Origin of the sequence: Mycobacterium sp., assembly GCF_050701515.1 — a bacterium.
GTDB lineage: Bacteria > Actinomycetota > Actinomycetes > Mycobacteriales > Mycobacteriaceae > Mycobacterium.
In genome coordinates this window covers 1-10,007 of sequence record NZ_JBOGDB010000223.1, presented here as the reverse complement: position 1 = coordinate 10,007, position 10,007 = coordinate 1, and the positions used below count along the sequence as shown (strand labels likewise).

The 10,007-nt window shown below is 65.8% G+C and carries 8 protein-coding genes and 1 pseudogene; all 9 read left to right on the top strand.

Going from position 1 to position 10,007, the window contains the following annotated elements:
- Positions 1-312 (top strand): annotated as a pseudogene (locus tag ACRDU5_RS17585) (short chain dehydrogenase); the annotation flags it as partial.
- 250 nt (positions 313-562) lie between these two features.
- On the top strand, positions 563-1,327 hold the full coding sequence (locus ACRDU5_RS17580; protein WP_526615959.1) for an MlaE family ABC transporter permease: 765 nt from the start codon (positions 563-565) through the stop codon (positions 1,325-1,327).
- A 78-nt stretch (positions 1,328-1,405) separates the two neighbouring features.
- Complete coding sequence (locus ACRDU5_RS17575; RefSeq protein WP_526615958.1) at positions 1,406-2,248, top strand: MlaE family ABC transporter permease; 843 nt, start codon at positions 1,406-1,408, stop codon at positions 2,246-2,248.
- A gap of 11 nt (positions 2,249-2,259) precedes the next feature.
- Entirely contained in the window at positions 2,260-3,462 is a 1,203-nt protein-coding gene (locus ACRDU5_RS17570; RefSeq protein ID WP_526615957.1) for an MCE family protein, read from the top strand.
- Positions 3,462-4,496, top strand: coding sequence for an MCE family protein (locus ACRDU5_RS17565; protein ID WP_526615956.1), 1,035 nt, complete (start codon positions 3,462-3,464; stop codon positions 4,494-4,496). Before ACRDU5_RS17570 ends, ACRDU5_RS17565 begins: the two co-directional genes overlap by 1 nt.
- Complete coding sequence (locus ACRDU5_RS17560; RefSeq protein ID WP_526615954.1) at positions 4,489-5,547, top strand: virulence factor Mce family protein; 1,059 nt, start codon at positions 4,489-4,491, stop codon at positions 5,545-5,547. Before ACRDU5_RS17565 ends, ACRDU5_RS17560 begins: the two co-directional genes overlap by 8 nt.
- The gene (locus ACRDU5_RS17555; protein ID WP_526615953.1) at positions 5,544-6,959 is read left to right on the top strand and encodes an MCE family protein; all 1,416 of its coding nucleotides are present in this window, start codon (positions 5,544-5,546) and stop codon (positions 6,957-6,959) included. Before ACRDU5_RS17560 ends, ACRDU5_RS17555 begins: the two co-directional genes overlap by 4 nt.
- On the top strand, positions 6,959-8,131 hold the full coding sequence (locus ACRDU5_RS17550) for an MCE family protein (protein WP_526615951.1): 1,173 nt from the start codon (positions 6,959-6,961) through the stop codon (positions 8,129-8,131). The genes ACRDU5_RS17555 and ACRDU5_RS17550 overlap by 1 nt, the downstream gene beginning before the upstream one ends.
- Positions 8,131-9,864: an MCE family protein gene (locus ACRDU5_RS17545; RefSeq protein WP_526615950.1), complete on the top strand. Its 1,734-nt coding sequence runs from the start codon at positions 8,131-8,133 to the stop codon at positions 9,862-9,864. The genes ACRDU5_RS17550 and ACRDU5_RS17545 overlap by 1 nt, the downstream gene beginning before the upstream one ends.
- The last annotated feature ends 143 nt before the right edge of the window (positions 9,865-10,007 follow it).

Genomic DNA, 10,007 nt, shown 5'->3' with positions numbered 1-10,007 from the left:
CGCACCGCGATGACGGCCGACGTGTTCGGCGATGCACCCGAGCTTGCCGAGGGCGAGTTCGACAGCCTTTCGCCCGAGCACGTCGTCTCGCTTGTTCGCTTCCTGGCCGCGCCGGCGGCGGACGCTGTCAACGGTCAGCTTTTCATCGTGTACGGCCCGACGGTAACGCTGCTGGCGGCGCCTACCGCCGAGCAGCAATTCACCGCGGACGCCGACGCCTGGGCGCCCGCCGAGCTCAGTTCAACCCTGCGTGAATACTTTGCTGGCCGCGACCCCGGGCGGGGATTTTCGGCAACGGAGCTGATGGGTTAGAGACGGATTGTTCACTCCTAGAACACGTTCTAGGATGGCGTCCGTCACACCCCTTCTGACCTGGACAAAATAGGCTTTTCCGTCTCATTTTGCCGTTCTTTGACACTGCGAACTTGTTCTAGTTAGTATGATCCGGCTCACTTAGAGCAACGTCCGACCAAGGGGTGGAAAGGCCGCCGCGACGAGCAGTCTCTGACTCTTCGCCATGGCGGTTGTTCGAGAACACCCCGCCCCGAGAACGGAGCCGAGGTTGATCGAACAGCTCGCGGTTCCGGCCCGGGCCGTGGGCGGGTTCGTCGAAATGTCGATCGACACGTTCGCGAAGACCTTCCGTCGGCCGTTTCAGTTCCGCGAGTTCCTCGATCAGACCTGGATGATCGCGCGGGTGTCGATACTCCCGACGCTGCTGGTCGCCATTCCGTTCACCGTGCTGGTGGCGTTCACCCTCAACATCCTGCTCCGCGAGATCGGCGCCGCCGACCTGTCCGGGGCCGGCACGGCGTTCGGCACCATCACCCAGCTCGGGCCGGTGGTCACCGTGCTCGTGGTGGCCGGTGCCGGCGCCACCGCGATCTGCGCCGACCTCGGGGCCCGCACCATCCGCGAGGAGATCGACGCGATGCGGGTGCTGGGCATCGACCCGGTCCAGCGCTTGGTCGTGCCACGGGTGCTGGCCTCCACCTTCGTGGCGCTGCTGCTGAACGGACTGGTGTGCGCGATCGGCCTGGCCGGGGGCTACGTCTTCTCCGTCTTCCTGCAGGGCGTCAACCCGGGCGCCTTCATCAACGGCCTGACGGTGCTCACCGGCCTCGGTGAACTGGTGCTCGCGGAGGTGAAGGCCTTGCTGTTCGGCGTGGTCGCCGGGCTGGTGGGCTGCTACCGCGGCCTGACAGTCCAGGGTGGGCCGAAGGGCGTCGGTACCGCCGTCAACGAAACCGTCGTGTACGCGTTCATCTGCCTGTTCGTGATCAACGTCGTCATGACCGCGATCGGTGTCCGCGTGTTGGTCCGGTGAGCAGCCGATGAGCACCCGAAGGCGAGCGCGAGTGAGGATCGCAGCGCAGCGAGGACCGGAGCGAGTGGGAGTCGAGGCATGAGCTACGACGCCACGGTCCGTTTCCGCCGGTTCTTCCGGTGGGTGCCCAAGGCCGTCGACAACGTCGGTGAGCAGGCGCTGTTCTACGGCGAGACGATCCGCTACATCCCCAACGCGGTCAGCCGGTACCGCAAGGAGACGATCCGGAACATCGCCGAGATGACGATGGGCACCGGCGCGCTGGTGATGATCGGCGGCACGGTCGGCGTCGCGGCATTCCTGACCCTGGCGTCGGGTGGCGTCATCGCGGTGCAGGGCTATTCGTCGCTCGGCAACATCGGCATCGAGGCATTGACCGGCTTCCTGTCCGCGTTTCTCAACGTGCGCATCGTCGCGCCGGTGATCGCCGGAATCGCGCTGGCGGCCACCATCGGCGCCGGCACCACCGCCCAGCTCGGCGCCATGCGGGTCGCCGAGGAGATCGATGCCGTGGAAGCGATGGCCGTGCACTCGGTGTCGTACCTGGTCTCCACCCGGCTGCTGGCCGGGATGATCGCGATCATCCCGCTGTACTCGCTGTCGGTGCTGGCGGCGTTCTTCGCCGCCCGCTTCACCACCGTCTTCATCAATGACCAGTCCGCCGGCCTGTACGACCACTACTTCAACACGTTCCTGATACCGACCGACCTGTTGTGGTCGTTCCTGCAGGCCATCGTGATGTCGATCGCGGTGATGCTGGTGCATACCTATTACGGCTACAACGCATCCGGCGGCCCGGTCGGCGTCGGAATCGCCGTCGGCCAGGCGGTCCGCACGTCCCTCATCGTCGTCGTGACCATCACCCTGTTCATCTCGCTCGCCGTGTACGGCGCGTCCGGTAACTTCAACCTTTCCGGATAGGTGGGGGAACGATGTCTGACGGTGACGCCAAGCGCAGCCATGTGAGGGTTGCCGCGGCAATCCTTGCCGCCTTGGTCATCGCCGCCACGGTGTTCACCTACCTGGCGTATACCGCCGCCTTCACTTCCACCGACACCGTGACGGTGACCTCGCCGCGCGCGGGCTTGATGATGGACCCCGACGCCAAGGTCAAGTACCGCGGCATCCAGATCGGCGAGGTCAAGGCGATCGACTACGCCGGAGATGCGGCGAAGCTGACGCTGTCCATCGACAGCAGCCAGCTGCGCTACATCCCGGCCAACGCCAACGTCCGCATCGCCAGCAACACCATTTTCGGCGCCAAGTCGGTGGAGTTCCTGCCGCCGGACGAGCCCACCGCCAACCCGTTGCGGCCGGGTGCCCAGGTTCAGGCGTCCTCGGTGCAGCTGGAAGTCAACACGCTGTTCCAGACACTGACCGACGTGCTGGACAAGATCGACCCGGTCAACCTGAACGCCACCCTCAGCGCGCTGGCTGAAGGTTTGCGCGGCAACGGCGACGACCTGGGGGCGTTGCTTGCCGGGCTGAATTACTATCTGCAGCAGCTGAATCCGAAGCTGCCGACACTGCACGAGGACTTCCGCAAGACGGCCGCAGTGGCGAATATCTATGCCGACGCCGCGCCGGACATAGTCACGATCACCGAGAACGTGCCGACCATCAACACCACCCTCGTCGATGAGCAAGACAATCTGAACGCGACGCTGCTGGCCGCGATCGGGTTGGCCAACAACGGCACCGCCACGCTGGAGCCGGCGGCCGACGACTACATCGCCGCCGTCCAGCGGCTGCGGGCGCCACTGAAGGTGGCCGGTGAGTACTCGCCCGAGTTCGGCTGTATTCTGCAGGGCGTCGCAATAGGCATCGACCGGTTCGCCCCGATCATCGGCGGCATTCGACCGGGTCTGTTCGTGGCGTCGAACTTCATCCCCGGCGTGCCTGCCTACACCTACCCGGAGAGCCTGCCGATCGTGAATGCTTCCGGCGGGCCCAATTGCCGCGGCCTACCGGATGTTCCGTCCAAACAGTTCGGTGGTTCCTGGTACCGCTCGCCGTTCCTGGTCACCGACAACGCCTATGTGCCGTTCCAACCCAACACCGAGCTGCAGTTCGATGCTCCCTCCACGCTGCAGTTCCTGTTCAACGGCGCCTACGCCGAGAGGGACGATTTCTGATGCGGGCCAACCGGACTCTGATCAACGTGAGCGTCTTCACCGTCGCGATGTTGCTCGTCGCGGCGATGTTGGTGGTGGTGTTCGGCGAGTTCCGGTTTGCGGCCGACAAGGGCTATCACGCGACCTTCACCGACGCGTCGCGGCTGAAGCCCGGGCAGGACGTGCGGATCGCCGGCGTGCCGGTGGGCACCGTCAACGCCGTAAAGCTGAACCCGGACAATACCGTCGACGTCGCGTTCGATGTGAACAAGCGTTATCAGCTTTACACGTCGACGCGGGCGGTGGTGCGCTACGAGAACCTGGTGGGCGACCGCTATCTGGAGATCACCTCGGGCCCAGGCGAACTGAGGAAGCTCCCGCCGGGCGCAACCATTGCCAAGGACAACACTCAGCCGGCACTTGATCTCGATGCGCTGCTGGGCGGCCTGCGACCCGTGCTCAAGGGTCTGGACGGCTCGAAGATCAACGAGGTCTCCAACGCGGTCATCGAACTGCTGCAAGGCCAAGGCGGCGCGCTTTCCGAGCTGCTGTCGACGACCAGTGCCTTCACCCAAAACCTCGCTGCCCGAGACCAACTCATCGGCGACGTGATCAACAACCTCAACACCGTGCTGGGCACGATCGACGAAAAGGGCGCACAGTTCGATGCCAGCGTGGATCAGCTGCAGAAGTTGATCACCGGACTGGCCGAGGGTCGCGACCCGATCGCCGGCGCCATCGGCCCATTGGCATCGGCCGAGAACGACCTGACCGAGATGCTGGAATCCTCACGTCGTCCGGTGCAGGGCGTGATCGAGAACGTCCGTCCCCTTGCACAACGGCTCGACGAACGCAAGGGCGACGTGAACAAGGTCATCGAGCCGCTGGCGGAGAACTACCTGCGGCTCAACGCCCTCGGCGCATACGGGGCATTCTTCAACATCTATTTCTGCTCGGTCCGGATCAAGATCAACGGTCCGGCGGGTAGCGACATCTTGATTCCGTTCGGCGGTCCGCCGGACCCGTCGAAGGGGAGGTGTTCGGAGAGTGGCTAGGGCAGGCGAGCGCAACCCGCTGCGCACCGGGATATTCGGCATCGCCCTGGTGGCGTGTCTGGTGCTGGTTTCGTTCGGGTACACCGGCCTGCCGTTCTGGCCGCAGGGCAAGCCGTACGAGGCGTATTTCACCGACGCCGGCGGGATCGACCCCGGCAGCCTCGTCAATGTGTCGGGCATCGCGGTCGGCAAGGTGACCGGGGTCGCGTTGGCCGGGGACGCCGCCAAGGTCACTTTCACCGTCGACCGGGACATCAGGGTAGGCGACCAGTCGCTGGTCGCGATCAAGACCGATACCGTGCTGGGCGAGAAGTCCCTCGCGGTCACACCGCGGGGCAGCGGCTCGTCGACGGTGATCCCGTTGGGTCGCACCACTACTCCGTACACCCTCAACACCGCACTGCAGGATCTCGGCCAGAACGCCTCCGAACTGGACAAGCCGCGGTTCGAGCAGGCATTGCATACCCTGACCGACACCCTGCGGGACGCGACGCCGCAGCTGCGTGGCGCGCTGGACGGAGTGGCGGCGCTGTCGCGCAGCCTCAACAAGCGCGACCAGGCGCTGGAACAACTGCTGGCGCACGCCAAGAGGGTCTCCGACACGTTGGCGCAGCGTGCCGGTCAGGTGAACCAGCTCGTCGTCGACGGCAATCTGCTGTTTGCCGCGCTGGATGAGCGTCGTCAAGCCCTGAGCAACCTGATCGCAGGCATCGACGACGTTTCCCAGCAGCTGTCCGGTTTTGTTGCCGACAATCGGAGGGAGTTCAAGCCCGCGCTGGAAAAGCTGAACCTGGTGATGGACAACCTGCTCGAGCGCAGGGAGCATATCGGCGAAGCGCTGAAACGGCTGCCGCCGTACGCGACCGCGCTGGGCGAAGTGGTCGCCAACGGTCCCGGGTTCAACATCAACCTGTACGGGCTGCCGCCCGCGAACCTTGCCGAGGTGCTTCTCGACACGTACTTCCAGCCGGGCAAGCTGCCCGATAGCCTGGCCGACTACCTGCGCGGGTTTATTTCCGAGCGGCTGATCATTAGGCCGAAGTCGCCATGACGCACGCTGATCAGGCCATCGACCGCAGCCGCTGGCTGCGCATCGCCCTCGCCGCGCTCCTGGTCGCGACGCTGGCGGTCGGCGTGTACCTGGTGTGGCCGGCGCGGGCCGGGCACACCATCGTCGGCCATTTCAGCTCCGCGGTCGGTCTCTACCCCGGTGACGACGTCCGGGTGGTGGGTGTTCCGGTCGGGACGATCGATTCGATCGAGCCGCGGGCCCGTGACGTGAAAGTCACCATGACGGTCGATAGCAACGTCAAGGTGCCCGCCGACGCCAAGGCACTCGTCATTGCGCCGAACCTGGTGTCGGCCAGGTTCGTTCAGCTCGCCCCGGCCTATACCGGCGGTCCGGAGCTGGGCGACGACGCGACCATCGGGCTGGACCGCACCGCCGTTCCGGTCGAGTGGGACGAGGTCAAAGATCAACTGACCCAGCTGAGTGCGCAACTCGGACCAGAGCCGGGTTCGATGCAGGGCCCGCTCAGCGCATTCGTCAACCAGGCCGCCGACACCTTCGACGGCAACGGTGACTCCTTCCGGCAGGCGCTGCGGGAACTGTCGCAGACCGCCGGGCGGCTGGGCGACTCGCGTACCGACCTGTTCGGCACCATCAGAAATCTGCAGGTGCTGGTCAACGCGCTGTCCAACAGCAACGAACAGATCGTGCAATTCACCGATCACGTCGCCTCGGTCTCCCAGGTGCTCGCCGACAGCTCCACCGACCTCGACAACACGCTGGGCACCCTGACGCAGGCGCTCAGCGATGTGCGGGGCTTCCTGAACGAGAGCAACGACGCGCTGATCGCCCAAATCGGCAAGCTGGCCGACTTCACCCAGATCCTCACCGACCACAGCGATGACATCGAGCAGATCCTGCACATCACGCCCAACGGCTTGGCGAACTTCTACAACATCTACAGCCCGGCCCAGGGCTCGGTGGGCGGTCTGCTGTCGCTGCCGAACTTCGCCAACCCGGTGCAATTCATCTGCGGCGGCGCATACGAGATCGGGGCGACTCCTGACGAATTCAAGCGCGCCGAGATCTGCCGCCAGCGCATGGCACCGGTGCTGCGGCGGATAACGATGAACTATCCGCCAGTGCTGTTCCACCCGATCAACAGCATCCAGGCCTACAAGGGCCAGATCACCTACGACAGCCCCGCCACCGAGGCCAAGGCGCAGACCCCTGTGTCGTATCTGCAGTGGCAACCCGCGCCGGGCGTAACGCCGCCCCAGATCTCGGCCGACACCGATCTCAGCTCGCTGATCCTTGGGCCGGCACCGTCGACGTCGCACGCCGGGGGCCCGGAAGCCGGACCCGCAGGCGGCGGTGGCGCGCCGCCCGGTCCGCCGTCCCCCTGCCCTTCGGGCGGGTGGTGCCCCCAGCCGGCCGAGGCGGGGGGTGGATGATGCGCCGCAATGCGTCACGGGCCACGGCGGTGGCGGCCAGCACCGCCTTGCTGGCCGGCTGCCAGTTCGGTGGCCTGAACTCGGTTAATTTGCCGGGCACTGCGGGCCACGGTGCCGGCTCATACCAGATCACCGTGGAGCTGCCCGACGTGGCCACCTTGCCGCAGAACTCCCCGGTGATGGTCGATGATGTCACCGTAGGCAGCGTGTCCGGCATCGACGCGGTGCAGCGTCCAGACGGCAGCTTCTACGCAGCCGTGCAACTGTCGCTGGACCGCAATGTCAAGTTGCCTGCCAACGCCAGGGCCAGGGTGGCCCAGACCTCGCTGCTGGGTTCCCAGCACGTGGAGCTGGCCGAGCCGGTCGATGAGCCGCCGACCGGCAAGCTCGGCGAAGGAGCCAATATCCCGCTGGACCGGACCGGTCGATACCCGACCACCGAGGAAGTCCTGTCGTCGTTGGGTGTCGTGGTCAACAAGGGCAATCTCGGTGCGCTGCAAGACATCACCGACGAGACGTATAACGCGGTCGCGGGTCGCGCGGGTAGTTTCACCGACTTGGTGCCCCGACTCGCCGAGTTGACCGCTTCGCTGGACCGCCAGACCGGCGACATCATCGCCGCCGCCGAAGGACTGGACCGTTTCGCCGGAATCCTGGCGCGCAGCAAGGACAGCCTGGGACGAACGCTGGACACGCTGCCCGCGGCGCTGGAGGTGCTGAACAACAACCGTGCGAACATCGTCGACGCGTTTGGTGCGCTGGGTAGCTTCGCCACCATCGCGGCTCGCATCCTGTCGGAGACCAAGGAGGATTTCGCCGCCGACTTCAAGGACCTCTATCCGGTTATCAAGGCCTTCAACGACAACGCCGATTACTTGATCAAGGACTTGGAGTTCTTGCCGACCTTCCCGTTCCACTACAAGTATCTGCGCAACGCCGTGCGGGGTGACTACCTCAACGTGTTCACCACGTTCGACCTGACTCTGCGGCGCGTCGGCGAGACCGTTTTCACGACGTCGCTTGGCCTCGATCCGAACATGAGGCACATGGATGAGATCATCAATGCACCCGACTTCATGACCGGATCGCTGGCGAACTTGTCGGGCCAGGCCGCCGATCCGTTCCAGATTCCGCCGGGGACTGCCACCCAGCATGAAGGGAAGGCACCCTGATGCTGGACCGAACCACCCGGCTGCAACTGGCGATCTTCGCGATTGTCACGGTGCTCACCGTCGGCGCGATCTCGGCTTTCTACCTGCATCTGCCCGCCGCGGTCGGTATCGGCTCGTACAAGGTCAACGCGAACTTCGTTGCCGGCGGGGGGCTCTACGAGAACGCCAACGTCACCTATCGCGGAGTGACCATCGGGCGGGTGGAGTCGGTCGGGCTCACCGACAACGGTGTGGTCGCCCGCATGCGGCTGAACAGCAACACGCCGGTGCCGGAGAACGTCACCGCGACGGTCAAGAGTGTCTCGGCGGTAGGCGAGCAGTACATCGACCTGGTGCCACCGGACGAACCGGCATCGGACAAACTGCGTAACGGGTCGAGCATCGACCAGCAGAACACCGCCGTCGGCCAGGACATCGCCGGTCTGCTGAAGGAAGCCGACGCTCTCGTCAGCAGCATCGGCGACAGCCGGGTAGAGGAGCTGTTGAGTGAAACCTTCAAGGCATTCAACGGCTCCGGGCCCGAATTAGCGCGGTTGATCCAGTCCGCGCGACTGCTGGTCGACGAGGCGAACGCCAACTACGGGCAGGTCACCCAGCTGATCGACCAGGCCGGGCCGTTCCTGGACGCGCAGATCCGCAGTGGCGACAACATCAGATCACTCGCCGACGGCCTGGCCCGCTTCACCGGCGAGGTGGCCGGCGCCGATCAGCAGGTGCGCTCGGTGTTGCAGTCCGTCCCTGGCGCAACCGAGGCCGCCAACACCACGTTCACCGGCATCCGGCCGACGTTCCCGATACTGGCCGCCAACCTGGCCAACTTCGGCCGCATCGGAGTGATCTACAACAAATCGCTGGAGCAGGCGCTGGTGATCTTCCCGGCACTGATGGCCGCGCTCAACACCGTGGCCGGTGGCGTGCCGGCCGACGAGGGCGGCAAGCTGGACTTCAAGATCTCCCTCGGCGACCCACCGCCCTGTTCGGTGGGGTTCATCCCGCCGCCAATGATCCGGACACCGGCCGACACCACACTGCGTGAACTTCCCACGGACATGTACTGCAAGACCGCGCAGAACGATGCGAGCGTGGTGCGTGGCGCGCGTAACTATCCGTGCCAGGAATTCCCCGGAAAGCGGGCACCCACCGTCCAGCTCTGCCGGGATCCGAACGGCTACGTGCCGATCGGCACCAACCCGTGGCGCGGCCCGCCGCTTCCTTACGGGACGCCGATGGGCCAAATGGAAGATGATACCTTCGAGCCAGACGGGCGAAACATCCTGCCGCCCAACAAGTTCCCGTTCATCCCGCCGCAGGTGGACCCCGATCCGGGACCGCCGGTGGTGCAGCTGCCTCCCGGGATTCCGCCGGGCCCGGGGCCGGCGCCCCACGCGCCGTACCCGTTGCCGTTTCCGCCGAACGAGCCCGGCATGCCGCCGCCATGGCCGTTCTTCGCTCCAGGCGACCACCTAGTTCCGCCGTACGGCAGACCGCCGCCGGCGCCACCCCCCGCGCCGGCCGAAGCGCCGCCGCCACCGCCGTTGCCCGCGGAGGGTCCGCCGCTGGCCTGGGGGCACCACCCGCCCGAAGGGCAGGGGGACGCCGTCACCACCTATGACGAAAGGACCGGTGTCTTTGTCGATCCGGCCGGCGGGACTGGCGTGTATGCGCCAGGTGTTGCCAAACTGGCGCCTGCGGAGAATTGGGTTGACCTGATGCTGGATCCAAGGCAGGCGTGATGACAGAACAGGAGGCTGCGGTGCAGGACGCGCCGAAGCCGCCCTCACGCCGTCGCGCGTCCAGGGCGGCCGGCCCTGCGGGCGGTTCGGCGGGCGGAACATCGACGGGGGTGCGGGCGCCCGGCACCGTCAGGGTGCGAGGG

Excerpts from the sequence above, each read along its gene's own strand:
- ACRDU5_RS17550 (WP_526615951.1), top strand. The coding sequence starts at position 6,959 with ATGCGCCGCAATGCGTCACGGGCCACGGCGGTGGCGGCCAGCACCGCC.
- ACRDU5_RS17545 (WP_526615950.1), top strand. The coding sequence starts at position 8,131 with ATGCTGGACCGAACCACCCGGCTGCAACTGGCGATCTTCGCGATTGTC.
- ACRDU5_RS17570 (WP_526615957.1), top strand. The coding sequence starts at position 2,260 with ATGTCTGACGGTGACGCCAAGCGCAGCCATGTGAGGGTTGCCGCGGCA.
- ACRDU5_RS17565 (WP_526615956.1), top strand. The coding sequence starts at position 3,462 with ATGCGGGCCAACCGGACTCTGATCAACGTGAGCGTCTTCACCGTCGCG.
- ACRDU5_RS17555 (WP_526615953.1), top strand. The coding sequence starts at position 5,544 with ATGACGCACGCTGATCAGGCCATCGACCGCAGCCGCTGGCTGCGCATC.
- ACRDU5_RS17575 (WP_526615958.1), top strand. The coding sequence starts at position 1,406 with ATGAGCTACGACGCCACGGTCCGTTTCCGCCGGTTCTTCCGGTGGGTG.